General features: G+C 72.7%; 25 protein-coding genes. 4 read left to right on the top strand and 21 right to left on the bottom strand.

From position 1 onward, the window contains the following. Positions 1 to 13 precede the first annotated feature (13 nt). The 9 genes from OG710_RS28020 to OG710_RS27980 form a co-directional block, all read right to left on the bottom strand. Entirely contained in the window at positions 14 to 1,204 is a 1,191-nt protein-coding gene (locus tag OG710_RS28020) for a sensor histidine kinase (RefSeq protein WP_330241824.1), read from the bottom strand. After that, positions 1,201 to 2,682 carry a sodium/solute symporter gene (locus OG710_RS28015; protein ID WP_330241823.1) on the bottom strand — a complete coding sequence of 494 codons (1,482 nt, stop codon included), beginning with the start codon at positions 2,680 to 2,682 and terminating at the stop codon, positions 1,201 to 1,203. Before OG710_RS28015 ends, OG710_RS28020 begins: the two co-directional genes overlap by 4 nt. Beyond that, on the bottom strand, positions 2,679 to 3,041 hold the full coding sequence (locus tag OG710_RS28010) for a hypothetical protein (protein ID WP_330241822.1): 363 nt from the start codon (positions 3,039 to 3,041) through the stop codon (positions 2,679 to 2,681). The genes OG710_RS28015 and OG710_RS28010 overlap by 4 nt, the downstream gene beginning before the upstream one ends. Before the next feature lie 65 nt (positions 3,042 to 3,106). Beyond that, entirely contained in the window at positions 3,107 to 3,859 is a 753-nt protein-coding gene (locus tag OG710_RS28005) for a LytR/AlgR family response regulator transcription factor (protein WP_330241821.1), read from the bottom strand. A 73-nt stretch (positions 3,860 to 3,932) separates the two neighbouring features. Beyond that, positions 3,933 to 4,793, bottom strand: a complete 861-nt coding sequence (locus OG710_RS28000) for an Fpg/Nei family DNA glycosylase (protein ID WP_330241820.1) — start codon at positions 4,791 to 4,793, stop codon at positions 3,933 to 3,935. Positions 4,794 to 4,826: 33 nt separating this feature from the next. Beyond that, positions 4,827 to 5,681, bottom strand: a complete 855-nt coding sequence (locus tag OG710_RS27995) for an amidohydrolase family protein (protein WP_330241819.1) — start codon at positions 5,679 to 5,681, stop codon at positions 4,827 to 4,829. After that, complete coding sequence (locus tag OG710_RS27990; protein WP_330241818.1) at positions 5,678 to 6,727, bottom strand: aldo/keto reductase; 1,050 nt, start codon at positions 6,725 to 6,727, stop codon at positions 5,678 to 5,680. Before OG710_RS27990 ends, OG710_RS27995 begins: the two co-directional genes overlap by 4 nt. 105 nt (positions 6,728 to 6,832) lie before the next feature. Then, complete coding sequence (locus OG710_RS27985) at positions 6,833 to 8,218, bottom strand: wax ester/triacylglycerol synthase family O-acyltransferase (RefSeq protein ID WP_330241817.1); 1,386 nt, start codon at positions 8,216 to 8,218, stop codon at positions 6,833 to 6,835. Between the two features lie 217 nt (positions 8,219 to 8,435). Beyond that, positions 8,436 to 10,502 (bottom strand): SpoIIE family protein phosphatase, encoded by a 2,067-nt coding sequence (locus OG710_RS27980; protein WP_330241816.1) that lies wholly within the window; start codon positions 10,500 to 10,502, stop codon positions 8,436 to 8,438. 273 nt (positions 10,503 to 10,775) lie between these two features. On the opposite strand from OG710_RS27980, the gene OG710_RS27975 reads away from it, so the two are divergent. Continuing rightward, a complete protein-coding gene (locus tag OG710_RS27975) occupies positions 10,776 to 12,143 on the top strand; it encodes an FAD-dependent oxidoreductase (protein WP_330241815.1) in 1,368 nt (455 codons plus the stop codon). 30 nt (positions 12,144 to 12,173) lie between these two features. Here OG710_RS27975 and OG710_RS27970 read toward each other — a convergent pair whose 3' ends face one another. Further along, a complete protein-coding gene (locus OG710_RS27970) occupies positions 12,174 to 13,364 on the bottom strand; it encodes a DUF6777 domain-containing protein (protein WP_330241814.1) in 1,191 nt (396 codons plus the stop codon). Positions 13,365 to 13,588: 224 nt separating this feature from the next. Here OG710_RS27970 and OG710_RS27965 point away from each other — a divergent pair, with 224 nt between their 5' ends. Further along, positions 13,589 to 14,125, top strand: coding sequence for a DUF1990 family protein (locus OG710_RS27965; protein WP_330241813.1), 537 nt, complete (start codon positions 13,589 to 13,591; stop codon positions 14,123 to 14,125). A gap of 36 nt (positions 14,126 to 14,161) precedes the next feature. On the opposite strand, the gene OG710_RS27960 is transcribed toward OG710_RS27965, so the two are convergent. The 9 genes from OG710_RS27960 to OG710_RS27920 form a co-directional block, all read right to left on the bottom strand. Then, a complete protein-coding gene (locus OG710_RS27960; RefSeq protein ID WP_330241812.1) occupies positions 14,162 to 15,511 on the bottom strand; it encodes an ammonium transporter in 1,350 nt (449 codons plus the stop codon). A gap of 39 nt (positions 15,512 to 15,550) precedes the next feature. Continuing rightward, positions 15,551 to 16,513, bottom strand: a complete 963-nt coding sequence (locus OG710_RS27955; RefSeq protein WP_330241811.1) for an urease accessory protein UreD — start codon at positions 16,511 to 16,513, stop codon at positions 15,551 to 15,553. A gap of 1 nt (position 16,514) precedes the next feature. After that, a complete protein-coding gene (ureG, locus tag OG710_RS27950) occupies positions 16,515 to 17,135 on the bottom strand; it encodes an urease accessory protein UreG (RefSeq protein ID WP_330241810.1) in 621 nt (206 codons plus the stop codon). 80 nt (positions 17,136 to 17,215) lie between these two features. Continuing rightward, a complete protein-coding gene (locus OG710_RS27945) occupies positions 17,216 to 17,962 on the bottom strand; it encodes an urease accessory protein UreF (protein WP_330241809.1) in 747 nt (248 codons plus the stop codon). A 5-nt stretch (positions 17,963 to 17,967) separates the two neighbouring features. Beyond that, positions 17,968 to 19,692, bottom strand: a complete 1,725-nt coding sequence (gene ureC, locus OG710_RS27940) for an urease subunit alpha (protein WP_330241808.1) — start codon at positions 19,690 to 19,692, stop codon at positions 17,968 to 17,970. Then, on the bottom strand, positions 19,692 to 20,183 hold the full coding sequence (locus OG710_RS27935) for an urease subunit beta (RefSeq protein WP_330241807.1): 492 nt from the start codon (positions 20,181 to 20,183) through the stop codon (positions 19,692 to 19,694). The genes ureC and OG710_RS27935 overlap by 1 nt, the downstream gene beginning before the upstream one ends. Beyond that, positions 20,180 to 21,040, bottom strand: coding sequence for a sirohydrochlorin chelatase (locus tag OG710_RS27930; protein ID WP_330241806.1), 861 nt, complete (start codon positions 21,038 to 21,040; stop codon positions 20,180 to 20,182). The genes OG710_RS27935 and OG710_RS27930 overlap by 4 nt, the downstream gene beginning before the upstream one ends. Before the next feature lie 2 nt (positions 21,041 to 21,042). Continuing rightward, positions 21,043 to 21,348 (bottom strand): urease subunit gamma, encoded by a 306-nt coding sequence (locus tag OG710_RS27925; protein WP_266926174.1) that lies wholly within the window; start codon positions 21,346 to 21,348, stop codon positions 21,043 to 21,045. Between the two features lie 58 nt (positions 21,349 to 21,406). Beyond that, complete coding sequence (locus tag OG710_RS27920) at positions 21,407 to 22,369, bottom strand: urea transporter (RefSeq protein ID WP_330241805.1); 963 nt, start codon at positions 22,367 to 22,369, stop codon at positions 21,407 to 21,409. Between the two features lie 196 nt (positions 22,370 to 22,565). Between OG710_RS27920 and OG710_RS27915 the strand changes: the two genes are divergently transcribed. Beyond that, positions 22,566 to 23,036, top strand: coding sequence for a fluoride efflux transporter FluC (locus OG710_RS27915; protein WP_330241804.1), 471 nt, complete (start codon positions 22,566 to 22,568; stop codon positions 23,034 to 23,036). Continuing rightward, positions 23,033 to 23,407: a fluoride efflux transporter FluC gene (locus OG710_RS27910; RefSeq protein ID WP_330241803.1), complete on the top strand. Its 375-nt coding sequence runs from the start codon at positions 23,033 to 23,035 to the stop codon at positions 23,405 to 23,407. Before OG710_RS27915 ends, OG710_RS27910 begins: the two co-directional genes overlap by 4 nt. 73 nt (positions 23,408 to 23,480) lie before the next feature. Here the strand turns inward: OG710_RS27910 and OG710_RS27905 are convergent, their stop codons facing one another. Further along, a complete protein-coding gene (locus OG710_RS27905) occupies positions 23,481 to 23,639 on the bottom strand; it encodes a hypothetical protein (RefSeq protein WP_330241802.1) in 159 nt (52 codons plus the stop codon). A gap of 362 nt (positions 23,640 to 24,001) precedes the next feature. Further along, positions 24,002 to 25,486: an SDR family NAD(P)-dependent oxidoreductase gene (locus OG710_RS27900; protein ID WP_330241801.1), complete on the bottom strand. Its 1,485-nt coding sequence runs from the start codon at positions 25,484 to 25,486 to the stop codon at positions 24,002 to 24,004. Between the last annotated feature and the right edge of the window lie 236 nt (positions 25,487 to 25,722).

Below are 25,722 nucleotides of genomic sequence, written 5' to 3'. Positions count from 1 at the left end.
GGGCCTCCGGTGCTCAGGTGCCGTGGACCCCGGCGCGGTACTTGGGTAGCCGTACGGTGATCCGCATGCCGGCGCCGATGCCCGTCTCGATGACGAGCCCGTAGTCGTCCCCGTACACCTGGCGGAGCCGTTCGTCGACGTTCAGCAGGCCGATGCCGGTGGAGCGCCCGCCCTCGCCGCGCAGGATGTGCCGCAGCCGCTGGGGGTCCATGCCGGTGCCGTCGTCCTCGATGACGACCTCGGCCTCGGAGCCGGCGTCCAGGGCGCTGATGGTGATGCGGCTGGAAGTGACGGCGCCTTCGAGGCCGTGTTTGACGGCGTTCTCGACGAGGGGCTGGAGGCACAGGAAGGGCAGGGCGACGGGCAGGACCTCGGGGGCGACCTGGAGGGTGACGGAGAGCCGGTCGCCGAAGCGGGCACGGACCAGGGCGAGGTACTGGTCGATGGAGTGCAGTTCGTCGGCGAGGGTGGTGAAGTCGCCGTGGCTGCGGAACGAGTAGCGCGTGAAGTCGGCGAACTCCAGGAGCAGTTCGCGGGCCTTCTCCGGGTCGGTGCGGACGAAGGAGGCGATGGCGGCCAGCGAGTTGAAGATGAAGTGCGGGGAGATCTGGGCGCGCAGGGCCCTGATCTCGGCCTCGATGAGCCGGGTGCGTGAGCGGTCGAGTTCGGCGAGTTCGAGCTGGACGCAGACCCAGCGGGCGACCTCGCCGGCCGCTCGGGCCAGGACGGCCGATTCGCGGGAGGCGTAGGCGACGAGGGTGCCCAGGACCCGGTTGTCGACGGTGAGGGGGACGGCGACGGCCCAGTTCAGCGGGCAGTCCACGTCGTCGCAGCCGCTGCGGAAGGCGGTGTCGCGGCCCGTCTCCAGGACCCCGGCGACCTGCTCCATGATGTGCCGTCCGTGGTGCTCGCCCTCGCCGTCCCACACGAGGACCCCGTCGCGGTCGGTGAGGCACAGCGCGTCGGTGCCGAGCAGGGAGCGCAGCCGGCGGGCCGACCGGCGGGCGCTGTCCTCGGTGAGTCCGGCGCGCAGCGGGGGCGCGGCCAGGGACGCGGTGTGCAGGGTCTCGAAGGTGGCGTGCTCGACGGGCGTGCCGACGTCGCTGGTGCGCGGCGGCGGGGCGGTGCGGCGGCCGAGCAGGAAGGCGCCGCCGAGGAGCAGCGTGGCGAGGACGAGGACGGCGGCGATTCCGGCACCGGTCACCGGTGCCTCCCGGAGGTGAGCGTTTCGGGCAGGTGGTAGCGGGTCATGGCGGCGTTGGTGCCGGCGGGTATCCGGTTCGGGGTGGCGAGCGAGACCAGGATCATCGCGAGGAAGCCGACCGGCACGGACCAGACGGCGGGCCAGGCGAGCAGGGCGTGCGGCCAGCCGGGCGGGCGGACGGCGCCGCTGAAGGTGATGGCGACGGACAGCAGTGCGGAGCCGCCGCCGAGGAGGAGTCCGGCGACGGCTCCGGGCGGGGTGAGCCCGCGCCACCAGATGCCGAGGACGAGGAGCGGGCAGAAGGAGGAGGCGGAGACGGCGAAGGCCATGCCGACGGAGTCGGCGACGGGGACGCGGCTGACCAGCAGGGAGCCGGCCAGGGGCACGGAGATGGCGAGGACGGTGGCCAGCCGGAAGTGCCGGACGCCGCGCGAGGGGAGCACGTCCTGGGTGATGACCCCGGCGACGGCCATGGTGAGGCCGGATGCGGTGGACAGGAACGCGGCGAAGGCGCCGCCGGCGACGAGGGCCCCGAGCAGGTCGCCGCCGAGTCCGCCGATGACCCGGCCGGGCAGCAGGAGGACGGCGGCGTCCGCGTCGCCGCCGTGGATCAGCTCGGGGGCGTACAGCCGGCCCAGCGCGCCGTAGACGGGTGGCAGGAGGTAGAAGACGCCGATGAGGGCGAGGACGGCGACGGTGGTGCGGCGGGCGTCGCGGCCGTTGGGGCTGGTGTAGAAGCGGACGACGACGTGCGGCAGGCCCATGGTGCCGAGGAAGGTGGCGACGATGAGGCCGTAGGTGGCGTACAGGGGGTGGTCGGCGCGGAAGGCGGAGAGGTGTTCGTCGAAGGTGATGCGGGGCTGTCCGTCGCCCTGCCAGGCCAGGACCAGGAAGATCGCGGGGACGAGGAGCGCGGTCAGCTTGAGCCAGTACTGGAAGACCTGGACGAAGGTGATGGAGCGCATGCCGCCGGCGGCGACGGCGAGGACGACGACGGAGGCCACGAGCACGTCGCCGAGCCAGCCGGGCGCCCCGGTAAGGATCTTGAGGGTGAGGCCGGCGCCCTGGAGCTGGGGGACGAGGTAGAGCCAGCCGGCGCCGACGACGAGCACGCTGACGAGCCGGCGTACGTGCAGGGACTCCAGGCGGCCTTCGGCGAAGTCGGGCAGTGTGTACGCCCCCGAGCGGCGCAGCGGGGCCGCGACGAAGACCAGCAGGACCAGATAGCCGGCGGTGTAGCCGACCGGGTACCAGAGCATGTCGGGGCCGTGGACGAGCACGAGTCCGGCGATGCCGAGGAAGGAGGCGGCGGAGAGGTATTCGCCGCTGATCGCGGCGGCGTTGAGCCGGGGGCGTACGGTGCGCGAGGCGACGTAGAAGTCGGAGGTGGTGCGGGAGATCCGCAGCCCGAACCCGCCGACGAGGACGGTGGCCAGGACGACGACGGCGACGGCCGCCACCGCGTACGTGCGGCTCACGGGGCGGAGCGGCCTTCCACGAGCCGGGCGAAGTCGCTCTCGTTGCGTTCGGCGCGGCGCACGTACCACCAGGCGAGCAGGGTGAGCGGCGGGTAGGCGGCGAAGCCGAGGACCGCCCAGACGACGGCGGAGCTGTGCAGGGCCTCGAAGACGAGGGGCAGGGTGCCCACGACGACGGCGAGGACGGCGAAGGCGGTGAGCCCGGCCCGCAGTTGCCCGCGCATCAGGGAGCGGACGTAGGCACCGCCGAGTGCGGTCTGCTCGTCGATCTCCGACTGGGTGCGGTAGCGCGGCAGCGGGCGCACCCGCCGGGGCTCCCCCGTCACCACTTCGCGCCGGGGTGTGGGCTCTGCGGACATGGGGCCGGAGTGTAGGCGGCACCCGGCCCCGCTGGGAAGGGGTTCCGGGGGGCGGTCGCCGCTGGTCAGCGGCCGGTCCGCCGCATCAGCAGATCGCGCAGGGCGCGGGTGTGGCGGCGGCTGACGGCGAGTTCCGCGGTGCCGATGCGCACGCTCATGCTGCCCGCGTCCAGGCGCAGTTCGTCGATGCGTCCGAGGGCCACGAGGTGGCGGCGGTGGATGCGGACGAAGCCGCGGCTGCGCCAGCGCTCCTCCAGGGTGGTGAGGGGGACGCGGACGAGGTGGCTGCCGGTCGCGGTGTGCAGCCGGGCGTAGTCGCCCTGGGCCTCGGCGTAGGCGATGTCGTCGACCGGGACGAACCGGATGACGCCGCCCAGCTCGACGGGGATCTGGTCCTGCGCGGTGTCGTGGACGGGGGCGGAGCGCTCCCCGACCTGTTCGGCGACCCGGCGGACGGCCTCGGCGAGGCGTTCGCGGCGTACGGGTTTGAGGACGTAGTCCACGGCCTTGAGGTCGAAGGCGTGCACGGCGAAGCCCTCGTGGGCGGTGACGAAGACGATGAGCGGCGGGGATGCGAAGCCGGCGAGGAGCTGGGCGACGTCGAGGCCGGTGAGGCCGGCCATGTGGATGTCGAGGAAGACGACGTCGATGGCGGCGGGGTCGTCGGGTCCGGCGTCCACGGCGCCGCCGATGCGGCGCAGTGCCTCGGTGGCCCCGGTGGCTCCTTCGGCGCTGCGGATGCGGGGGTCGGCGCGCAGGAGGTAGAGCAGTTCCTCCAGTGCGGGTTCTTCGTCGTCGACGGCGAGTACGCGGAGCATGAGGCCGGAGTGTAGGGCCTGGCCGTCCGGGCGGTGGTGGAAGGAGGCGGGCGGGTGCCGTGCGGGCGGGGCGTTATTTGAGCAGTCGGGACAGCCGGCGGTCGGCGAGCGGTTTGCCGCCGGTCTGGCAGGTCGGGCAGTACTGGAGCGAGGAGTCGCTGAAGGAGACCTCGCGGATGGTGTCGCCGCAGACCGGGCAGGGCTGTCCGGTGCGTCCGTGGACCCGCATGGCGCTCTTCTTCTCGGCCTTGAGGCGGCCGGCCTCGACGCCTCCGGAGCGGGCGACGGCGTCCTCCAGGGTGGTGCGCAGGGCGTCGTGGAGCCGGGTGATCTCCTCGTCGGTGAGGTTCGCGGTGAGCTTGAACGGCGACATCCTGGCGACGTGCAGGATCTCGTCGCTGTAGGCGTTGCCGATGCCGGCGATGAGCGACTGGTCGCGCAGGGCGCCCTTGATCTGGCGGCGTTCCCCGTCGAGGAGTGCGGCGAAGGCGTCCCGGTCGAAGGCCGGTCCGAGCGGGTCGGGCCCGAGGCGGGCGACGCCGGGTACTTCGGCGGGGTCGTGGACGAGGTGGACGGCGAGGCGTTTGGTGGTGCCGGCCTCGGTCAGGTCGAAGCCGTCGCCGCCGGTGAGGACGGTACGCAGGGCGAGCGGGCCCTTGCCGGGGCGCGGCGGGGTGTCGGGGAAGCGGTCGTTCCAGCGGAGCCAGCCGGCCCGTGCGAGGTGGGTGACCAGGTGGAGCGGTCCGACGCCGATGTCGAGGAACTTGCCGTGCCGCCGTACGTCGGTGACCGTGCCGCCGTGCAGGGCGGTGAGCGGCGGGTCGTACGTCTTCAGGACGCTGATGGCGAGCGGCAGGACGCGGTCGATCTCCTTGCCGACCAGGTGGTCGTCGAGGAAGAGCCGCAGGGCTTCGACTTCCGGCAGTTCGGGCATGGCTCCAGCCTGCCGCAGCCGGGTCGGCGGCGCCTATCGGAGGCCGTAGACGCGTTCGGCGGTGGTGGCGAGGACGGCGGCCCGCTCGTCGTCCGAGAGGCCGTGGAGCAGGGCGCGGGCGGTGTCCAGGACTTCGGTGTACGTGGCGGCGAGCCGGCACACCGGCCAGTCGGAGCCGAACATGAGGCGGCCGGGTCCGAAGGCGTCGAGGACGGTGTCGGCGTAGGGGCGCAGGTCGTCGGGGGTCCAGGTGTGCGGATCGGCCTCGGTGACGAGTCCGGAGAGTTTGCAGACGGTGTTGGGGAGGGCGGCGAGGGCGCGCAGGTCGTCGGCCCAGGGCCGGGTGCGGCCGGTGGCGACGGGGGGTTTGCCGGCGTGGTCGAGGACGAACACGAGGCCGGGGAGCGCGGCTGCGGCCCGGACGGCGGCGGGGAGCTGGTGCGGGAGGACCACCAGGTCGTAGACGAGTCCGGCGTCGGCCGCGGCGGTCAGGCCGCGCAGTACGTCGGGGCGGGTCAGCCAGTCGGGGTCGGGTTCGCCCTGGACCTGGTGGCGCAGTCCGGCGAGCCGGTCGCCGCCGGGCAGTTCGCGCAGGGCGGCCAGGGTGTCGGCGATGCCGGGTGCGGTGAGGTCGCTCCAGCCGACGACCCCGGCGACCAGTTCGGCGCCGGCGGCGAGGGCGAGGAGCTCGGGCGTCTCGGCGGCGTCGGTGACGGTCTGCACGAGCACGGTGGCGCTCACCCCGGCCGCGCGGGCCTCGGGCTCCAGGTCGGCGAGCGTGAAGTCGCGGCGCAGCGGGGCCAGCGCCTCGCCGGTGATCCAGTCCTGGTCGCGTACGGAGAGGTCCCAGACGTGGTGGTGGGCGTCCACGACACGGGGCGGGTTCATGGCCGGGGGCCGTGGTCGGTTCCGTCCGCGTCGCCGTCGCCGGGCAGCAGGCTCCGCTCGCGCAGATCGGCCCAGAGCGCGTCCGGGATCTCCCGTTCCAGTTGTACGGCGGCGTCGTGGACCTCGTCCGGGGTGCGGGCGCCGATGAGCACCCCGGCGACGGCGGGGTGGCGGAACGGGTAGTGCAGGGCGGCGGCGCGCAGCGGCACGCCGTGGGCCTCGGTCACTGCCTCGATCCGCAGGGCGCGGTCCAGGAGGTCGGGCGGGGCGGTGGTGTAGTCGTAGGTGGCGCCGGGGCGGGGGTCGGCGAGGAGTCCGGAGTTGAACACCCCGCCGACGACGACGCTCCGGCCGCGGGCGGCGGCGGCCGGCAGCAGATCGTCGAGGGCCGACTGGTCGAGAAGGGTGTGCCGGCCGGCGCACAGGACGACGTCCACGTCGGTGTCCCGGACGAAGCGGGTGAGCATGGCGGTCCGGTTCATGCCGGCGCCGATCGCCCGGACGACGCCTTCGGCGCGCAGCCGCTCCAGTTCCGGGTAGCCCTCGCGGAAGGCGGCCTCGGCGTGGTCGTCGGGGTCGTGGAGGTAGGCGATGTCGATGCGGTCGAGGCCGAGGCGGTCCAGGCTGTCCTCGATGCTGCGGCGGACCCCGGCGGCGCTGAAGTCCCAGCGGCGGCGGTGGGTCGCGGGTACGGCGAAGCCCTCGGAGAGCCCGTCGGGCCCGGCGGTCCGGGCGCCGGGCGGCAGCGGGTCGAGGAGGCGGCCGACCTTGGTGGAGAGCGTGTAGGCGTCTCGGGGGCGGAGGCGCAGGGCCGCGCCGAGGCGGCGTTCGGAGAGTCCGAGTCCGTAGTGCGGCGCGGTGTCGAAGGAGCGGATGCCGATGTCCCAGGCGGCGTCCACGGTGGCGGCGGCGCGCTCCGGTTCCACCGTGCGGAAGAGGTTGCCGAGGGCGGCCGCGCCGAAGGAGAGGGCGGTGATCTCCACCGTGCCGCCGCCCAGCCCGGTGCGCGGCATCCTGTCGTCGCCCGTTCCGTTGATCGCTGCCATGAACGAATAGTCATCGGATCACTTGGGCACGTCAACACCGTGCGGACCACCTTCAGGGCCGATTCCTCGGAGATTCCCCGTCCACTTGTCCGATCTATGGCCCGGTCATCGCTCCTCGCCCACCGCCGTGAGCAGCGCCGTCAGCTCCTCGTCGGCGCAGCGTGCGAGTGTCTCCAGGTCGGGGAGCGCCTTGCCGTCGCCCACCAGGCCGATGTGCACGCGCGACCCGTACGTCGTCAGCGCGACGGCCATGGACTGGCCGCGGGCCAGCGGCGCCATCGGGTACAGGGCGCTCAGCGGGCATCCGGCCAGCGAGAGCCGTGAGCGCGGCAGCGGCACGCTGGTGACCAGGACGTCGAAGAGCATCCGGGCGGCGTTCCCGGCGAGCGGCGCGCCGAAACGGTGGGCCAGCGGGGGCAGCTGGTCGGCCAGTACGGCGACCGCCCCGGCGCCCCGCAGCGGGCCCGCCGCCTTGTTGCGGTCCATCGCCTCGCGCACCGCGCGCAGCCGTGCGAGCGGGTCGGCGCGTGAGACGGGCAGGGCGAGCAGGTAGGCGGACAGCCGGTTGCCGCCGCTCGGGGCCGCGGTGCCCGGCCGGCGCCGGGAGACGGGGACCAGGGCGCGCGGCTCGTCGCGCGGCGGGGTCTCGCCGCGCTCCAGCATCCAGCGGCGCAGCGCGCCGGCCACGACGGCGAGGAGCACGTCGTTCCCGGTGCCCCCGGCCGCGCGGCGGACGCGGCGTACGGCGTCCAGGTCCAGGTCGGCCGTGGCGAGCCGGCGCGTCCCGCTGGAGCCCGCCCGCAGCGCGGGGGCGCCGCGCGGGTCGAGCCGGCCGGCCCGGACGAGCGAGGCGCCGACGCCGAGGGCGCGGCCCAGGTCCTCGATCCGGCCGAGGGCGAATCCGGCGACCCGGCGCGGGCCCGGCATCCAGGACCGGGGCGGCACCGGCCGGGGCCGGACGGCGGTGCGGGGGCGGCCGGTGGCCGTGGAGGCGATCTGGTCGAAGATGCCGGCGCCGATGGAGACGGCCCGCATCCCGTCCGCGAGGGCGTGGTGCAGCTTGACGAGCACGGCGAACGGACCGCCGTCCGGCCCGTCGATCAAGTACATCTCCCAGGGCGGCAGTCCGCGTCGCAGCGGCCGCTCCATCAGTTCGCCGGCCAGCCGGGTCGTGGCCGCCATGAAGCCCGCGCCGCCGGGCGCGGTGTCCTCGGCGGGCAACCGTACGCGCGCGACGTGGTGGTGCACGTCGAAGTCCGGGTCGGTGGACCAGGCGGCGCCGCCGACCGGCAGCAGGACGTCGCGTACCCGCATGCGCAGGCGGGGGATCGCGGCGGCGCGGGCGCCCAGGAGTGCGAGGAGCGCGTCGGGGGCGGGGGCCGCGCCGGGCGGCGGGGCGAAGACGGCGAGCGCGCCGAGGTGCATGGGGTGGGCAGCGGACTCGAGGTGCCAGAAGGCGAGATCGAGGGGTGCCAGTAGCTCAGTGCCCAACGGGTCCTCATGTCGTCGCGGAATGTCCGTCGCGGAAGGCCCGTCGCGGAAGGTCCGGCGGAAGGTCCTTCACGCGATGCCCTTCGCGGACGGGAGACCGACCAGGTCGCAGTCAATCCCCGGCGATCCGACACGGTCAAGGACCAACACGTTACGTTCGGTTACAGTCAAGTTGCGTGTCACTTCTCCCCCGTACGGGCGAACGGCGGGGGCGGGGTCAGTCGCGTGGCGGAACGATGAACTCGCTCCAGACGCATTTGCCGGTGCCCCGCGACTCGACGCCCCAGGCGTCCGCCAGCTGGTCGACCAGCATCAGTCCGCGCCCGGAGACCCCTTCCTCACCGGCCTCCCGGCGGCGGGGCAGCGCGCTGGACCGGTCCTCGACGTCCACGCGGAGCCGCCGCTCGGTACCGGTGAGCACCCGGATGGTGACGACGGCGCCGCCGTCCGTGTGCATCAGGGCGTTGGTGACCAGCTCGTCGGCGGCCAGCTCGACCTCGTCGGCGCGGTCCTGGCCGCCCCAGGCGCGGACCGCCGCCCGGATCATGTGGCGGGCCGACCTCAGCGCCTCCGGGTCGTTCTGCGCGACGTGCTGCTGGAGCCGGCCGCCCGGCTGGGGGGCCTGGGCGGCCCGGCGGCACAGCAGCAGGATCGCCACGTCGTCCTCGCCGCCACGCTCGTCCACCGACGCGCAGAGCCGGTCGGCGAGCTGTTCCAGGTCCTTGGGGCCGTTGGTGACCAGGGAGGTGAGCCGCTGGGTGCCCTCGTCGAGGTCGGCGCCCGGCAGCTCCACCAGGCCGTCCGTGAACAGCACCATGGTCTGGCCGGGGTCCAGTTCGAGGGTGGCGACCGGGTATTCGAGCCGGCCGAACTCGGCGGAGAGCCCGAGGGGCAGTCCGCCCTCGAACGGCACGCGGTGGCAGCCGCCGTCCGCCTCGCGCACCAGCGGGTCCACATGCCCGGCGCGGACCAGCTGGACCACTCCCGTGGTCAGGTCGGCCTCGGCGTAGGTGCAGGTCGCGAAGCGGTCGGTGTCCAGCTCGTGCAGGAAGACGGAGGCCCGTGCCATGACGGTGGCCGGGCTGTGCCCCTCGGCGGCGTAGGCGCGCAGCACGATGCGCAACTGGCCCATGACGGCCGCCGCGTGGGTGTCGTGGCCCTGCACGTCCCCGATGACGGCGCCGACCCGGCCGCCGGGCAGCGGAATGACGTCGTACCAGTCGCCGCCGATGTCCCGGCCGAGCCGCGCCGAGCGGTAGCGGACGGCGATCCGGGCGCCGGGCACGTCCGGAATCCGGCGCGGCAGCATGGCCTGCTGGAGTCCTTCGGCGAGGTCGTGCTCCTGCTCGTAGAGCATGGCGCGCTGGAGGCTCTGGGCGATGGAGCTGCCGAGCGCGAGCAGCAGGTTGCGTTCGTCGGCGGTGAAGCCGTCCTTGTCGCTGTAGAGCAGGCCGAGCGCGCCGATCGGGCGGGCCTGGGCGATCAGCGGGAGATAGGCGGCGGAGGTGATGCCGAGGTGGCTGATGTGCCGCCAGAGGTCGGGGTAGGAGGCGGCGAAGTCCGCGGCCGAATCGATGAACCGGGGGCCCAGCGTGCGCACGACGTCGCTCATCGGGTACTGCTCGTCCGTCCGGGTGTAGCGCGTGCCCGGTACGAAGGAGCCCTCGGGGCCGTCCGCCACGAGGTGGATGCGTCCGGCCTCGATCAGCCCCATGACCAGGCTGGTGGCGCCGAGCAGGGCGAGGCCCTCGGAGTTCTTCAGGACGTCGATGACGTCCGTGACGGTACGGGCATGGGCCAGGGCGGCCGTGGTGGCGTCCACCAGGCTGGTGCGGCGGCGCAGTTCCTCGTCCAGTTCGCGGCGGGCGGAGGCTTCGGCGAGTTCGGAACCGGCGTCCCTGACGATGCCGATGATGCGGTGCGGCCGGCCGCGCTCGTCGCGCCGTACGAAGCCCTGGGTGTGCGCCCAGCGCAGGGTGCCGTCGCGGGACTGGACGCGGAAGTAGGCCCCGTAGTTGCTGCGGCCGCTCTTGAGCGCCTCCGACACCATGGCGTCCAGCCGGACCCCCTCGTCCGGCGGCACCCGCAGCCCGAGCGTCTGCGGCCGGTTGTCGTACTCGTCGGCCCGCAGATCGAACACGTCGAGGGCGGCGCGGTCCAGATGCATGAGGCCGCTGTCGAGATCCCAGTCGAAGCTGCCCATTCGGTTCAGGGCGAGGCTGAGGTCCGGGTGGGCGGGCCAGTCGTCGGGGAGTGACGGGGCACCCGCTACCCGATCAGTCATGTGCGTCACTCTGCCACCATTTGCCCGATTCTTCGAGTGAGCCGTCCATCTGGTGAACGTGCGATGGAACACACTTTTCGAGGACCGGAAAGGCCTTACCGCAAGGGTTTTCCGTTCGGACAGCCGGGAAGCGGGTCCGAATACCGACCGGTAACGCCGCCCCGGCCCGAAACCGGGCCTGAGCAGGGACTAACGTGTGCGGCGGGGGTCGACTAAGCCTTGCCTTACCACCCGGCCTCGCTCCTACTCGTCCGTTCGAAGGAACAGCTCGCCATGACACGCCCTGTCCGCGTCGCGATCGTCGGAGCCGGCCCCGCCGGCATTTACGCGGCGGACGCGCTGCTGAAATCCGACGCGGCCGCCGATCCGGGCGTCTCCATCGACCTGTTCGAACGAATGCCGGCCCCGTTCGGTCTGATCCGTTACGGCGTCGCCCCGGACCACCCGCGCATCAAGGGCATCGTGCAGGCGCTGCACCAGGTGCTGGACAAGCCGCAGCTGCGCCTCTTCGGCAATGTCGACTACCCGAACGACCTGGGCCTCGACGAGCTGCGCGCCTTCTACGACGCGGTGATCTTCTCCACCGGCGCCGCCGCGGACCGCGCCCTGGACATTCCGGGCCACGACCTGGACGGCTCGTACGGGGCCGCGGACTTCGTCTCCTGGTACGACGGCCACCCGGACGTCCCGCGCACCTGGCCGCTGGAGGCCGAGAAGGTCGCCGTGCTCGGCGTCGGCAACGTCGCCCTGGACGTGGCCCGCATCCTCGCCAAGACCGCCGACGAACTGCTGCCCACCGAGATCCCCGCCAACGTCTACGACGGCCTGAAGGCGAACAAGGCGCTGGAGGTGCACGTCTTCGGGCGGCGCGGACCGGCACAGGCCAAGTTCAGCCCGATGGAGCTGCGGGAGCTGGACCACTCGCCGAACATCGAGGTCATCGTCAACCCCGAGGACATCGACTACGACGCGGGGTCCATCGAGACCCGGCGCGCGAACAAGCAGGCCAACATGGTCGCCTCCACGCTGGAGAACTGGGCGATCCGCGACGTCGGCGACCGGCCGCACAAGCTGTTCCTGCACTTCTTCGAGTCCCCGGTGGAGATCGTCGGCGAGGACGGCCGGGTCACCGGTCTGCGCACCGAGCGCACCGAGCTGGACGGCACCGGCAACGTCCGCGGCACCGGCACCTTCCGCGACTGGGACGTGCAGAGCGTCTACCGGGCGGTGGGCTACTACTCCAGCGAGCTGCCCAAGCTCCCCTTCGACGTCGCCTCCGGCACCGTGCCGCACGAGGCGGGCCGGGTCATCGAGGGCGGCGAGCCGATGGAATCGGTGTACGTCACCGGCTGGATCAAGCGGGGTCCGGTGGGGCTCATCGGACACACCAAGGGCGACGCCAACGAGACGGTCTCCTGCCTGTTGGAGGACCACGCCGCCGGCCGGCTCCCCGCGCCGGCGCACCCCGAGCCGGAGGCGGTCGACGCCTTCCTGGCGGAGCGGGGCGTCCGCTACACCACCCGTGAGGGCTGGTACCGCCTGGACGCGCACGAGCGCGCACTCGGGGCCGAGCAGGAGCGCGAGCGCGTCAAGGTCGTGGAGCGCGAGGCCATGCTGGACGCCTCCGAGGCCGGCAACTGACCCACGGCGGCGGTCCGGCGGCCCGTTCCTTCACCAACGGGCGGCCGGGCCGTCGCCCGGGTCGTGGCCGCGGGGCAGGCTGATGGACGTCGGCGGCTCGTCGCTCATGGACGGCTCCTCCGGCTCCGGCGGCACCTCGGGGGGCTCACCGGTCGGCGCCGGGCAGCGCGTTTCCCCGGGCGCCCGCGCGGGCAGGGTGCCGGACCGCGTCCGTACGGGCGGGTCGCCCGCCACCGCCGGTTCGCCGGGCGGCGTCGGTGTCGTCGCCTCGGGAGGGGGCGCCGCGGACGTCGGGCAGTCCTCGGGCGACCGGCTCGGGGACGGTGACGTCGGGTCCGCAGGTTCCTCGGGCCGCTCCGACTCCGTGGGCGGCCGCGGCGTCCTCGTGTCCGGCGGCGGTACGTCGGGCAGCGGGCCGGTGATGTCGGTGCCCGGGTCGTAGGGCGGCGGTACTTCGGGGACGCGGTCACCGGCGCCCTGGTCACCGGCCGGGCGGGCGATCCAGCTGTGGTGCGCCTCGTCGGCGATCACCAGTTCCGCCACGGGCCGCGCGGCCGGCTCGACGACCACGGTCCGCGCCGGGTCGAACCCCTCCCACCCCTCCCCCGCAGCCGTCGCCGCGTCCGCCGCCCGGTCCGGCGGGCCCAGCGGGTTGCCGCACACACAGCGCACCCGGGGCACGCCCCGGCTGTCCACCATGACGGCGGTGCCGGCCTGGAGCACCGACTGGTACGTAAGCACGGAGCCGGACAGGAAGCCGTGCCCGGTGACCAGCGTGTCGGCCCGCAGCTGGACCGGCGTCAGGCCGCGCAGAAAGCCGGCGAGCCGGTCCGGCGCGACCGCCAGCGTGCGGGCGAACGCCTCCTCCCGCGCCGGGTCGACGGCGAGCATCCGGATCTGGGCCTCGACGTCGCAGGACGGCACGGCACGCGTCCCGGCGTACAGGCCGGGCGTCGACCCGGCCCGTCTGAGCGCCTTCGTCCCGCCGCCCGGCGACGGGGAGCGCACCGCTCCGGACCGGGTGGCGTCCGGGAACGCGGCGGCGCCGCCCGCGGTGGACGCGGTGAAGGGCGCGGTGCCGGGGTCGGCGGCGGGCTGGAGGACGACGTCCAACGGCTCCCCTGCGGGGCCACCACTCCCGGAGCCGCAGCCCGCGGCGAGCAGGAAGCCGGCGCAGAGCAGGGCGAACGAGGTGCGGCGCGGACGTATGCGTACGTGCACGAACGGATCTCCTCCCTGCTCACCGGCCCCCCGGTCGCTCCATCCATGTCTGCCGCACTTCCCCCGGCCCCGCAAGCCGGCCGCAGGGCGGGGCCGCCCGCCGGCGCGGTGCGGCGGCCCTCTACGCTCGAACGCGTTCAAGTCGTGCGGGAGTGCCCGTACTTGCCGGACGACGAGAGCGACGACAGCCACGAGAGCGGCGCCGACGACGCAGAGGGCAACTGATGAGCGACCTCACTTACCCGGAGGCGGGAGCCACCCGGACCGGCCCGCTTCCGGCCGGATACCAGCATCTGCACCACCGCGACGCGATCGGGCACGGCCGCGCCGATCTGGAGGCGGCCGGGGCGGCGATCACGGGTTTCCGCATGCACCGCGAGTCCGGCGCGCGGATCGAGGCGTCCACGTCACGCGCCGAGGTGGAGGCGTCCGTCCGGGTGTCGCTGGGGGTCGGACCGCTGCGGTTCACGGCCCCCTGCCGGGTGATCTGGACCGTGTACGGGCCCGAGCGCATCGGCTTCGGCTACGGAACGCTGTCCGGGCACCCCGAGTGCGGCGAGGAGTCGTTCGTGGCGGAACTGGCGGACGACGGGACGGTCTCGTTCACGGTGACGGCGTTCAGCCGCCCCGCAGGCTGGTACGCGCGGCTCGCCGGCCCGCTGGTGCCGGTCCTCCAGGAGCAGTACGCCCGCCGGCTCGGCCGCACACTCCGCCGGATCGTCGCGCGGGAGCGCGGGCTCCGCGAGGCACCGGGCCGGTGAGCCACCGGGCGCGGGCGGGACGGGTCCCACCGGGTGCTACTTGTCGTCCGCGCGGGCCCTCAGCAGGCGGCTGATCTGGCGGACCAGTTCGTCGTCGCTCGTCACCCGCCTGCCGGAGACCAGCGCGCCCAGGCGTTCGGCGGTCTGGAAGTCGTAGGCGCGCTCGGCCTCCTCGCCGGGCACCATGGCGTACTCCTCCTTCGCGCGGAAGCCGACGGTCAGGTCCACCGCCTTGGCGATGAGCCAGGTGAGGATGAAGGAGAAGGCGATCACGGACAGGATCGCGACGAGCTGTTTGCCCAGCAGGCCCCAGCCGCCGCCGTAGAACAGGCCCTCCTTGCCGCTGATCCGGGCCGTGGCGAAGAGGCCGACCATGATCAGCCCGATCAGTCCGCCGACCCCGTGCACCCCGACCACGTCCAGGGTGTCGTCCACGCCGAACCGGAACTTCAGGGTGATGGCGTACGCGCTCACCGCGCCGACGACGAGGCCGGTGATCACCGCGCCCAGGGTGTTGATCTCGCCGCATGCCGGGGTGATGGCGACCATGCCCGCGACGGCGGACGACACGACGCCCATGGTGGTCACCCGGCCGGTGCGCCACTTCTCGACCAGCGGCCAGGTCACCATGGCACCGGCCGCGCCGAGCTGGGTGTTGATGAAGGCCGCGGCCGCCGTGCCCTGGTCGGTGAGGGCGGAGCCGGAGTTGAAGCCGAACCAGCCGAACCACAGCAGCCCGACGCCGACGACCACCAGGGGAATGTTGTTGGGGCGCTCCTCGCGGCGGGCGAAGTCGCGCGGCGCGCGCAGCACGAGCGCCACCGCGAGCCCGGCCACTCCGGAGTTCAGCTCCACCGGCAGCCCGCCGGCGAAGTCGAGGGCGCCGAGATGGTCGACGATCCAGCCGTCCTTGTCGAACACCCAGTGCGCGATGGGGATGTAGACGATCAGCAGCCACAGCACGACGAAGACGAGCCAGCCCCGCATGGTGGCGCGGTCGGCGATGGACCCGCTGATCAGCGCCACGGTGATGATGGCGAAGCCCATCTGGAAGGTGCTGTAGATGTACGTGGGGATGGCCCCGGTCAGCGTGTTCAGCTGGATGCCCTTCATGAACACGTGGTCCAGGTTGCCGATGAGTCCGGCGCCGCCGACGTCGGGCCCGAACGCCAGGGTGTAGCCGATGACCCACCAGACGAGGGTGCCGAAGGCCAGTGCGGCGAAGCTCATCTTGATCATCATGAGCACATGGCGGGTGCGCACCATGCCGCCGTAGAAGAACGCCAGGCCGGGCGTCATCAGCAGGACCATCGCGGTGGCGGCGAGCAGCCAGGCGGTGTCCCCGGAGTCGTACGCGGCCGGCATGGGCGCGGGAGCGGTGATCATCGGCGATCCCTCGTGTGGGGGTGGGCGGGGCGGAAGGCGCTACGGCTTGCGCAGGTCGGGGGCCGGGTGGCCGGTGAGGAGCCGGCGTACGGCATGCCAGGCGGCCTCGTGCGCGGCGGCGACCCGGACAGGGCTGTCGTCCAGGAGCCGCACCCAGGCGCCGCAGTCCCGGGGCAGCACGCTCACCCCGTACAGGACGCCGAGTCCGGCCAGCGCCTCGTGCAGGGTGTCGGCGAGGCGGGCGGCGGGGACGCGGTCGGTCACGGCGAAGAGCGAGGCGACGTGGTCGTGCCCGGCGAACACTCCGGGCCCCAGGACGCCGCCGCTGCCCGGTCGGCCGGGTGCCAGGCGCAGGATGTCGACGGCGAGCAGGGTGCCGTCGGGCCTGCGGATGCGCAGATCGGTGGCGAGCATCCGGTACGCGTGGCGTTCGCCCCGCGCGAGCCGCCCGGCGGTCAGGGTGTCGCCGACGAGGACGGTGGCGCCGGGGGCCACCGTGACCTCGGTGGTCTGGTAGAAGCGCGCGTCCGCGAACGGGATCAGCGGATCGGGCAGGTATTCGACGTAGGCGCCGGCGTCGGCCGTGAGGTGCACGCGCTGGGTCGCGTAGTCGTGCTCCATGCGGAAGATCTTGGTGGCGGCCTGGGTGGTGAGGTGGACCTCGGTGTCCGGGCCGCAGCGGAAGTCCATGCGGTAGCGGTCGGCCTGGGCGACGCCGCCGCCGGTCGCCATCAGGTAGACGTACGCCATGCCGGGCAGCGCGGGGTCGATCCACAGCGGCCGCATGATCTGCAGGGGTGTCTTCTGGTAGCGCCCGACGAGTTCGGTGCGCCCGCCCCGCAGGGCGAAGGCGAGGTCGAGGATGCCGACCTTGGCCGGTGATCCGGGGGCCAGCGTGTCCGGGACGGAGGCCAGGGCCGCGACGTCCGGGGGGACGCGCACGGCGGTGTAGTACTCCTCGGTGAGCCGGCCGGCCTTCGGCCGCTGCGGGGCGAACGTCATGTCAGATCAGCACCTTGCGGCGCGAGGCGAGGTAGCCGGCGATCTCGTCCACCCCGGTGCCGGTCAGGCAGTCGGTGAGGACGACGGGGCCCTCGCCCCGGACGCGGTGGGCGTCGGCCTCCATGACATTGATGTCGGTGCGCACGTACTGCGCGATGTCGATCTTGTTGATGACGAGGAGGTCCGAGTCGGTGATGCCGGGGCCGCGCTTGCGGGGCATCTTCTCGCCCTCCGCCGTGTCGAGCACGAAGATGAACAGGTCGACCAGGGCCGGGCTGAACGTCAGGGTGAGGTTGTCGCCGCCGGACTCGTACAGCAGCGTGTCGGTGTCCGGGAAGCGCTCCAGCATCTCGGCGCCGGCCGCGAGGTTCATCGTCGGATCGTCGCGGACGGCGGTGTGCGGGCAGGCGCCCGTCTCGACGCCGACGACGCGCTCGGGTTCCAGGACGCCGTCCAGGGTGCGGCGGACGTGCTGGGCGTCCTCCTGGGTGTAGATGTCGTTGGTGATGACGGCGGGGCGGTGGCCGTGTGCGATCAGTACCGGCACCAGCGCCTCGATGAGCGCGGTCTTGCCGGAACCGACGGGTCCGCCGATGCCGACCCGCAGTACGTTGTCGTCCATGGTGCTCCTCGGTGTGCGGAGGGGTGCGGAGGGGTGTGGGGTGCGGGGGTACGTGGGGTACGCGGGGCCCCCGTGGGGGTTCAGCTGGCGAAGAGCCGGGCCTCGGCGCGTTCGTGACGGCCCGACATGACGTCCGAGGCGAAGACCGTGGCGCCGACGTCGTCCAGCTCCCGGCGCAGCGCCGCTTCGACGGTGGCCTCGATGACCGGCACCGCGCCCCTGATCAGGGTCTGCGTCGTACGGTGATCGGTCAGCCGCAGCCGCAGCGCGGCGCCCGCGAAGCTGACGCAGAACGCGAACAGGTCGGCGGCGACGGCCTGCCGGACCGGGACGCCGGTCGCCGCGTAGACGACACCCGCGGCCACGGCCTGGGTGCCGGGGGCCTCCCGGCGCACCACCCGGTCGTAGTAGTCGCCGATCTCCGGGTGGCCGAAGACCTCGTGGCCCAGGTCCAGGAGCTGGCGGCCGGTCCGGGTGGCGGCCTGGCGCATCTCGCGGCCCAGTTTGGTGGCGAACAGGTGCTCGTCGATCCGGACCACGGCCTCGGGGTCGCCCGCCGCGGTCGCCCGGTGGGCGAGGGCGAGCGCGGTGGCGTCGGCGGGTCCGACGCCGTGCAGCAGCAGGTCCGCCAGCAGCGCCGGCAGGCTCTCCGCGTCGACGGCGCCGGCCTGGGCGAAGCCCTCCAGGCTGTGCGAGAGGGTGTAGAACCCGCTGGGGAACGCCGAGTCGGTCAGCTGGAGACTGATCAGCAGCGGCCCCAGGCCCGTGGCGGTCGTGGCCGCCGCGGGGCCGGGTTCGCCCGTGATGTCGCCCTCCTTGCGGTACATCGGCCCTAGACCAGGAAGTAGAGGTGGTTCAGGGGCAGCTTCTCGGCCGGGTCGATGGTGGCGACCTTGCCGTTGAGCGTGACCTTGAACGTCTCCGGGTCGACCTGGATGTCCGGCAGGACGTCGTTGCGGACCATGTTGTGCTTGCCGATGGTGCGGGTGCGGCGCACGGGTAGGACCTTGCGGTTCAGGCCCAGCCGCTCCGGGACGCCTGCGGCGATGCCCGCCTGCGACATGAACGTGGCGTGGGTGGACTGCAGCGCCTTGCCGTACTGCCCGAACATCGGCCGGTAGATGACCGGCTGCGGGGTCGGCAGCGAGGCGTTGGGGTCGCCCATCTGCGCCCAGGAGACGAGGCCGCCCTTGATGACCATCTTGGGTTTGGCGCCGAAGGAGTGGATGGGCCAGAGCACGATGTCGGCGAGCTTGCCCTTCTCGATCGAGCCCACGTAGTCGGAGATCCCGGAGGCGATGGCCGGGTTGATGGTGAGCTTGGCGAGGTAGCGCAGCACCCGCTGGTTGTCGTTGCGCTCCGAGTCGCCCTCCAGCACCCCGAGTTTGTCCTTGCAGTGGTGCGCGGTCTGGAAGGCGCGGGTCACGGACTCGCCGATGCGTCCCATGGCCTGGGAGTCCGAGGAGAACATGCTGATCACGCCGAGGTCGTGCAGCACCGACTCGGCGGCGATCGTCTCGGCGCGGACCCGGCTGTCGGCGAAGGAGACGTCCTCGGGGATGTCGCGGCTGAGGTGGTGGCAGACCATCACCATGTCGAGGAGTTCGTCCACCGAGTTCTTGGTGTACGGGAGGGTGGGGTTGGTCGACGAGGGCAGCACGTTCGGTTCGCCGGTGACCCGGAGGATGTCGGGGGCGTGCCCGCCGCCCGCGCCCTCGCTGTGGAAGGTGTGGATGGCGCGGCCGTCGATGGCGGAGCGGGTGTCCTCGAAGAACCCGCCCTCGTTGAGGCTGTCGGTGTGGATGGCGACCTGGACGTCGTGGGCGTCGGCGACGGTCAGCGCGTTGTCGATGACGGCCGGGGTGGAGCCCCAGTCCTCGTGGACCTTGAGCGCGCAGGCGCCGCCGGTGATCTGCTCCTCCAGGGCGCCGGGGAGACTGCCGTTGCCCTTGGCCATGATGCCGAGGTTGACCGGCAGGGTCTCGGCCGCCTGGAGGAGCAGGCCGATGTTGTGCGGGCCGGGGGTGCAGGTGGTGCCGTTGGAGCCGTCGGTGGGGCCGGTGCCGCCGCCGATGAGGGTGGTGATGCCGTTGGTCAGCGCCTGTTCGGCCTGTTGCGGGGCGATCAGGTGGACGTGGCTGTCGATGGCGCCCGCGGTGGCGATCAGGTGCTCGCCGGCGATGGCCTCGGTGCCGGGCCCGATGACCAGGTCCGGGTCCACGTTGTTCTGGGTCTGCGGGTTTCCGGACTTGCCGATGCCGACGATGAAGCCGTCCTTGATGCCGATGTCGCACTTGACGACGCCCACCATGGGGTCGATGACGACCACGTTGGTGATGACGGTGTCCAGCGCACCCTGGGCGGCGGTGGCCTGCGGGTCGGACGCCATGCCGTCGCGCATGGTCTTGCCGCCGCCGTAGACGACCTCGTCGCCGTACAGGCCCTCGCTGTAGTCCTTCTCGACCTCGACGACGAGGTTGGTGTCGGCGAGGTGGAAGCGGTCACCGACGGTCGGACCGAACATGTCGGTGTACTGCTTGCGGGGCAGGATGGGCATCAGCGCGAACCCTTCTTCTTGTCCTTGGCGGCCTTGGCACCCTTGGAGTCCCCCTTGGACTCCTTGCTGCCCTTGGTGTCCTTGGAGCCCTTGGCGCCGGTCTCCGCTGCGGACGCGCGCAGCGCGCCCTGGAAGCCGCGCTCGATGGCCCTGCGGACGGCCTCGACGCGGGCGGGGTGGGAGGAGAGGCTGCCGTTGAGCAGCCCGCTGAAGCCGGTGAGCCGGCCGGTTCCGGCGTACGCGCACAGCTCGACCTCGCGCGTTCCGCCGGGCTCGAACCGTACGGAGGTGCCGGCGGCGATGTTGAGGTGCATGCCCAGGGTGGCCTCGCGGTCGAAGGAGAGCGCCGAGTTCACCTCGAAGAAGTGGTAGTGCGAGCCGACCTGGACGGCCCGGTCACCGGTGTTGCTGACGGTGACCTTGGCCGTGCGGCGGCCCGCGTTGAGTTCGACGGGGCCGTCCCCGTACAGGTACTGCTGACGAAACGTCATGCGATGCTCCTGATGCCTCGGTCCGCGTCGGCGGCGGACGGGTGGTGGTGATGGCGGTGCGCGGTCGCGGGCCCGTGCTGGTGGGTGTGGACGTGTGCGTGGCCGTGGTCGTGGTCGTGGCCCTCGCCCGGCGGGTGGGTGTGGGCGTGGCCGTGGTGGTCGGCGGCGGTGAGGCCGGTCGCGATCCCGTCGTCGCCGTGCTCGGCCCAGCGCCTGCGGGCGTCGGTCACCCGCTCGTCCAGCACCCGGCGCAGGGCCGGGTCCGGCACGAGGGGGCCGACGTTCCGCGCGGCCACCGGCGGGGTGCCGGGGAGCTCCGTCTCCGTGAAGGCCGCGGGCAGCAGCGTCACGCGCTCCGCGCCGAGCCGGGCGCAGCGCCGGACGCCCTCGGCGGGGTCCGGGTCGCCGCCGTCGAACGCGACCTCGACGAGGCCGTGGCGTCCGTAGCGGCGTACGAGTGCGGCGACGCGGTACAGCTCGGCGTCCTCGAAGGGGTCGCCGGAGGGGGCGGTGAGCAGGAGCGCGGAGTCGGCGGGGGCGCGTCCGGCGGCGGCCCGCAACCAGGCGACGAGGTGCTGGGCGGTGCCGAAGGGTTCGGCGAGCAGCACGGCTCCGTCACCGGCGCCGGGGACGGCGCGCAGGGTGCGGGCGGTGTCCGCGACCAGTCCGGGTTCGCGGCCCAGGGTCATCGGCACGACGACGACGGGCTCGCCGGCGCGCAGGTGGGCGGCGACGCGGCGGAAAAGGGCGCGCCCGTTGGCGACGATGCTCACGCCGGGGCCGAGCCGTCCCCGTAGCGCGCGGCCGCCGTCGGCCTCGTGGCCGCAGACGGCGATGACGGCACCGTGACCGTTCATGGTCAGCCGCCGATGGGGTCGTGGCAGGAGACCAGCTTGGTGCCGTCCACGAAGGACGCCTCGACCTGGAGGAGGCCGAGCATCTCCCGTACACCGGGCATGGTGTCGTCCTCGCCCACGACGTGGCGGCCCAGCTCCATGCAGTCCGCGACGCTCCTGCCGTCGCGGGCCGCTTCGAGGATCGCCTCGGTGATCAGCGCGACCGACTCGCTGTAGTTGAGCTTGAGGCCGCGGCCCTGGCGTTTGCGGGCCAGGTCGGCCACGACGTAGACGAGCAGTTTGTCGATCTCGCGGGGGGCGAGGTTCATCGTGGGTACCTTCCTCGGGTGTGCGGTGCGGAGGGCGGGTGAACGCGGGGGCGGCCGGTCAGTCGCTGCGGCGCAGGCGCGGCAGCAGGGGCACGGCAGCCAGCAGCGTCCAGGTGGTGAGGATGAACGGCCAGGTGAAGGTGTGGCCGCCGAACGGTTTGAAGAAGGAGGTCAGTGACGCGGTGAGGCCGGTGCTGACCATCGCGCCGAACATCGCGTAGGCCGCGGTCCAGACGGTGTTGGCCATGAAGACGGCGCCGAGGCCGATGCCGACGAGCACCGCGTTGTAGCCGTAGATGCCGTTGGCGATCAGGTCGGTCGGCGCGCCCAGCAGCCAGGCGGCGACGATTCCGGCGATGCTGCCGGCCGCCGCGTAGAGCACGACGCGCAGTCCGGCCAGGGCGAGTCCGGCGAGCATGATGAGGCCGACGTACCAGCTCTCGACGAGGAAGACCTGCGAGACGTTGTTGAAGAAGGCGTGCCACAGGTCGTTCCAGGTGATGCCGGTGTCGCCGCTGGTCGTGCTGGCGACGGCGGCCGGGGCGCCGTGCCAGACGCGGTCGAAGGAGGGGGCGCCCACCACCATCACGCCGGAGACCAGGCAGAAGGGCGCCGTCATGGGGGTGAGCCCGTACGGGGTGAGGAAGGTGGCCAGGGTCGCCATGAGGATGACGCACAGCACGGCGCCCACGGCGGTCAGCACATAGGTGGCCGGGTGGTTGCCCAGCGAGGAGACGAGGGCGATGCCGGTCAGGCAGCCCGCGAAGCCCTGCATGCCGAGCGCGATGCTGCTGCGGTCGACGGCGAACGCGTAGGCGGTGGCGGTGGCGATCAGGGTGCCGAGCGTGGCGAACAGGCCGGTCTCCCAGCCCGCCACCCACAGGCCGGCGAGGATCGCGGCGCCGGTGAACAGGTTGGCCTGGAAGTCGACCTGGCCGACGCCCCGCATCGAGGCGAGGAGGTACGCGGTCGGCTGGCGGCTCTCCAGCCGCCGGACGATGTCCGGCTCGGCGAGGGACAAGGCGTACTCCAGCGTCTCGTCGGATTGCGTGGTTCGGGCACGACGGAGACACGATCGAATCCGTCATATGCCATCAAGTCACACAATCTGCGCGCGCTCGCGCCGAGAGCGGTACTCCTAGCCCGCTCGGGTGCACCGCAGGGGTTCACCGCAGGTCACGGCCCCAATTCCCGGTCGCTCTCCGTACGTTCGCACCATGGCCCAGAAGATGCGGTTGCACCTGCGCAGTCACCCCGATCACCATCCGGGCGTACAGCTCCCGGTCGTCGCGGCCGTCGCGGTGGGCGGGGCGGCGGGGGCCGCCGCCCGGTACGGCGCGGAGCGCCTGTGGCCGACCGGGACCTACGCCTTCCCCTGGACGATCCTGCTGGTGAACACGGTGGGGTGCTTTCTGATGGGGGTCCTGATGGTCACCCTGAAACTGCGCTTCCCCGGCGCTCCCCGGCTGATCAGCCCGCTCCTTGGCACCGGCGTGCTGGGCGGCTTCACGTCGTTCTCGCACTACACGGACAATGTGCGGCAGCTGTTCGAGAACCATCAGCCGGGCTATGCGACCGGCTGTCTGGTGCTGACGGTGGTGGCGGCGCTGGCGGCCGTGACGGCGGGGGCGTTCGCGGCGCACTTCGCCTTCGGCCGGTCCTACGGCGCGCGGGGCGAGGCGTCATGACCGACTGGCTGCTCGTCCTGGCCGGCGGTCTGGTGGGGGCGCCGCTGCGCTATCTCCTCGGCGTCGACGCGAAGTTCCGCCTGCACAGCGTGTTCCCCTGGGGCACGTTCGCGGCCAACGCGGGTGCGGCCCTGATCCTGGGGTTCGTCGCGGAGGCGGCGACCGACGGCGACCTGGGCACCCGGCTGAACCTGCTGCTGGCCACCGGCTTCTGCGGGGCCCTGTCCACCTGGTCGACGTTCTCCTACGAGCTGCTCACCCTGAACTCGGCCCGCCGGCTGGGCCTGGCGGCGAGCTATCTCCTGCTCACCGTCGGCGCCGGTCTCGGGCTGTCGTTCGCCGGGGCGGCGGTGGCGCGCGGGGTGTTCTGAGGGGCGGCGCGCACGACGACGGGCTGTGGCCCGCCCCCCGGCCGGGAGGGCGGGCCACAGCCCGTCGCGAGGCTCAGTCGATGCCGGGCAGGATGTGCGGCTCGGCGAGGTCGTCCTCGTAGCCGGCCAGCCGGATCGGCGCGGACCTGGCCCAGACGTCGATGTTCTGGAGCTTGTCGCCGCGTCCCGGCTTTCCGGGCCGTTCGGCCGGTCGCTCCTCTTGCTTCGTCATTTCCGGTGTCGTCACCGCGCACTCCTTCGTGTCACATGGCCCCGGGGCGTCACCGACGCTCCGGTTCTCATGGCCGGGAATCAGCCGCCCATGCGGGGCGGGGGCAGGAACAGCTCGGTCGCGGTGGCGCCGGGTACGGGGCGGGACGGTGACTTGGTTGACAAGCCTGTCCCAGGACGGTCGAGGAGGGTTTCGTGGACTCCTCGATGGCGTCCGTTCGCATCAGAGTAACCAAATGAGCGCATCCGCGCTCGATGGAACGTGTGCTATGAGTCACTTTCAGCCACCGCATACGAAAAGACCCGGCCAGGAAAACATCCCGGCCGGGCCTTCGCACGGTGGGGCGTCCGCGCCCCGCTCCCCTACCAGTTGGCGGGGGCGTAGTCCTTCAGGAAGCAGCCGTACAGCGCCTCGCCCGCCTCGCCGCGCACGATCGGGTCGTAGACGCGGGCGGCACCGTCCACCAGGTCGAGCGGAGCGTGGAAACCCTCCTCGGCCAGCCGCATCTTGTCCGGGTGCGGTCGCTCGTCGGTGATCCAGCCGGTGTCGACGGCGGTCATCAGGATGCCGTCCTTCTCGTACATCTCCTGCGCGCTGGTGCGGGTCAGCATGTTCAGCGCGGCCTTGGCCATGTTGGTGTGCGGGTGCCCGGCGCCCTTGTAGCCGCGGCCGAACACGCCTTCCATGGCGGAGACGTTGACCACGTAGGAGTACGGGGCCGCCGTGGCCGCCATGGCCGGGCGCAGTCGGCTGATCAGGATGAACGGCGCGGTGGAGTTGCAGAGCTGGACTTCGAGCAGTTCGATCGGCTCGACCTCGTCGACTGTCTGGATCCAGCTATTGGTGTGGTGCAGGTCCGGTACGAGACCGCCCGCGTCGATCGCGGTGCCCGCCGCGATCCGGGCGGGCGACGCGGAACCGCTGACCAGGGCCAGGTCCGTGACCTCCTGGGCGCTGAGCAGTTCCGTGCGCGCGGCGGGCAGGGCGGCGACCCGGTCCACGCTGCCGCTGCCGAAGGTGCCGATCACCTCGGCGGCGGGCAGCTCACCGGCGGGCAGCGGGGCGGACTCGGCCGCGAGCAGTTCGCTGTACGCCTGCGGGGAGCGGCGGACCGTCTGCGCCGCGTTGTTGATCAGGATGTCCAGCGGGCCCTCGGCGGCCACCGAGTCGGCGAGCGCCACCACCTGGGCCGGGTCGCGCAGGTCGATGCCGACGATCTTGAGGCGGTGCATCCAGTCGGCGCTGTCCTCCATCGCCTTGAAGCGGCGGATCGCGTCGTTGGGGAAGCGCGTGGTGATCGTGGTGTGGGCCCCGTCGCGCAGCAGCCGCAGCGCGATGTACATGCCGATCTTGGCGCGGCCGCCGGTCAGCAGGGCCCGGCGCCCCGTCAGGTCGGTGCGCGCGTCGCGGCGGACGCGGTTGGTGCGGGCGCAGTCCTGGCAGAGCTGGTGGTAGAACGCGTCCACCTCCACGTACCGCGTCTTGCACACGTAGCAGGACCGGGGGCGCTGGAGGATGCCCGCGATCTCGCCGGCCGCGGACGACGAGGGCAGGACGCCCTGCGTCTCGTCGTCGATGCGTTCGGCCGAACCCGTGGCGGTGGCCTCGGTCACCGCCTTGTCGTGCGCGGTCTTGGCGGCGCGCCGCTCCTGGCGGCGGCGCTGCTTCACGGTCCGGTAGACACCGGCCGTCGCCCGGCGCACCGCGATGGCGTCCGGGTGATCGATCTCAATGGTGTCGAGCTCGTCGAGCACGCTCAGGCAGACGGCGAGCCGCTCGGGGTCGATACCGGGACCGAACTCCTCGGTCCCGGCCACGATCTCGGGGCCGTCCTCTGTCACCGTCATCGCCGTTCCTCTGTACTCGTGCCGCCGGCCTCACTGCGGGCCGAACGCCCCGGTCAAGTCTGCCATGATCCGCGACCTGCTCCATTCGGGTGGCACGGGGGTCGGATACGGCGGGTGCGAAAAAGTCTCGGTCCGTCGCGCATGCTCCGGCGCATCCGGGGCAGGCGGTGTGCGAAGCACTCGGCGACAAGGAGGGGCGACACATCATGGCGACCACGAGGGAGCAGACCGGCGCG

The sequence above is a fragment of the Streptomyces sp. NBC_00525 genome (genome assembly GCF_036346595.1).
In the GTDB taxonomy this organism is placed as follows: domain Bacteria; phylum Actinomycetota; class Actinomycetes; order Streptomycetales; family Streptomycetaceae; genus Streptomyces.
This window is presented reverse-complemented; position numbering and strand designations above follow the sequence as displayed.

What these genes read in the sequence shown, in the direction of transcription:
- OG710_RS27975 (WP_330241815.1), top strand. Translation starts at nt 10,776, where the DNA reads ATGACACGCCCTGTCCGCGTCGCGATCGTCGGAGCCGGCCCCGCCGGC.
- OG710_RS27935 (WP_330241807.1), bottom strand. Translation starts at nt 20,183, where the DNA reads ATGACGTTTCGTCAGCAGTACCTGTACGGGGACGGCCCCGTCGAACTC.
- OG710_RS27980 (WP_330241816.1), bottom strand. Translation starts at nt 10,502, where the DNA reads ATGACTGATCGGGTAGCGGGTGCCCCGTCACTCCCCGACGACTGGCCC.
- OG710_RS28005 (WP_330241821.1), bottom strand. Translation starts at nt 3,859, where the DNA reads ATGCTCCGCGTACTCGCCGTCGACGACGAAGAACCCGCACTGGAGGAA.
- OG710_RS27960 (WP_330241812.1), bottom strand. Translation starts at nt 15,511, where the DNA reads ATGATCACCGCTCCCGCGCCCATGCCGGCCGCGTACGACTCCGGGGAC.
- OG710_RS27955 (WP_330241811.1), bottom strand. Translation starts at nt 16,513, where the DNA reads ATGACGTTCGCCCCGCAGCGGCCGAAGGCCGGCCGGCTCACCGAGGAG.
- ureC (WP_330241808.1), bottom strand. Translation starts at nt 19,692, where the DNA reads ATGCCCATCCTGCCCCGCAAGCAGTACACCGACATGTTCGGTCCGACC.
- OG710_RS27945 (WP_330241809.1), bottom strand. Translation starts at nt 17,962, where the DNA reads ATGTACCGCAAGGAGGGCGACATCACGGGCGAACCCGGCCCCGCGGCG.
- OG710_RS27965 (WP_330241813.1), top strand. Translation starts at nt 13,589, where the DNA reads ATGAGCGACCTCACTTACCCGGAGGCGGGAGCCACCCGGACCGGCCCG.
- OG710_RS27905 (WP_330241802.1), bottom strand. Translation starts at nt 23,639, where the DNA reads ATGACGAAGCAAGAGGAGCGACCGGCCGAACGGCCCGGAAAGCCGGGA.
- OG710_RS27930 (WP_330241806.1), bottom strand. Translation starts at nt 21,040, where the DNA reads ATGAACGGTCACGGTGCCGTCATCGCCGTCTGCGGCCACGAGGCCGAC.
- OG710_RS27910 (WP_330241803.1), top strand. Translation starts at nt 23,033, where the DNA reads ATGACCGACTGGCTGCTCGTCCTGGCCGGCGGTCTGGTGGGGGCGCCG.
- OG710_RS27915 (WP_330241804.1), top strand. Translation starts at nt 22,566, where the DNA reads ATGGCCCAGAAGATGCGGTTGCACCTGCGCAGTCACCCCGATCACCAT.
- OG710_RS28000 (WP_330241820.1), bottom strand. Translation starts at nt 4,793, where the DNA reads ATGCCCGAACTGCCGGAAGTCGAAGCCCTGCGGCTCTTCCTCGACGAC.
- OG710_RS28010 (WP_330241822.1), bottom strand. Translation starts at nt 3,041, where the DNA reads ATGTCCGCAGAGCCCACACCCCGGCGCGAAGTGGTGACGGGGGAGCCC.
- OG710_RS27925 (WP_266926174.1), bottom strand. Translation starts at nt 21,348, where the DNA reads ATGAACCTCGCCCCCCGCGAGATCGACAAACTGCTCGTCTACGTCGTG.
- OG710_RS27995 (WP_330241819.1), bottom strand. Translation starts at nt 5,681, where the DNA reads ATGAACCCGCCCCGTGTCGTGGACGCCCACCACCACGTCTGGGACCTC.
- ureG (WP_330241810.1), bottom strand. Translation starts at nt 17,135, where the DNA reads ATGGACGACAACGTACTGCGGGTCGGCATCGGCGGACCCGTCGGTTCC.
- OG710_RS27900 (WP_330241801.1), bottom strand. Translation starts at nt 25,486, where the DNA reads ATGACGGTGACAGAGGACGGCCCCGAGATCGTGGCCGGGACCGAGGAG.
- OG710_RS27990 (WP_330241818.1), bottom strand. Translation starts at nt 6,727, where the DNA reads ATGGCAGCGATCAACGGAACGGGCGACGACAGGATGCCGCGCACCGGG.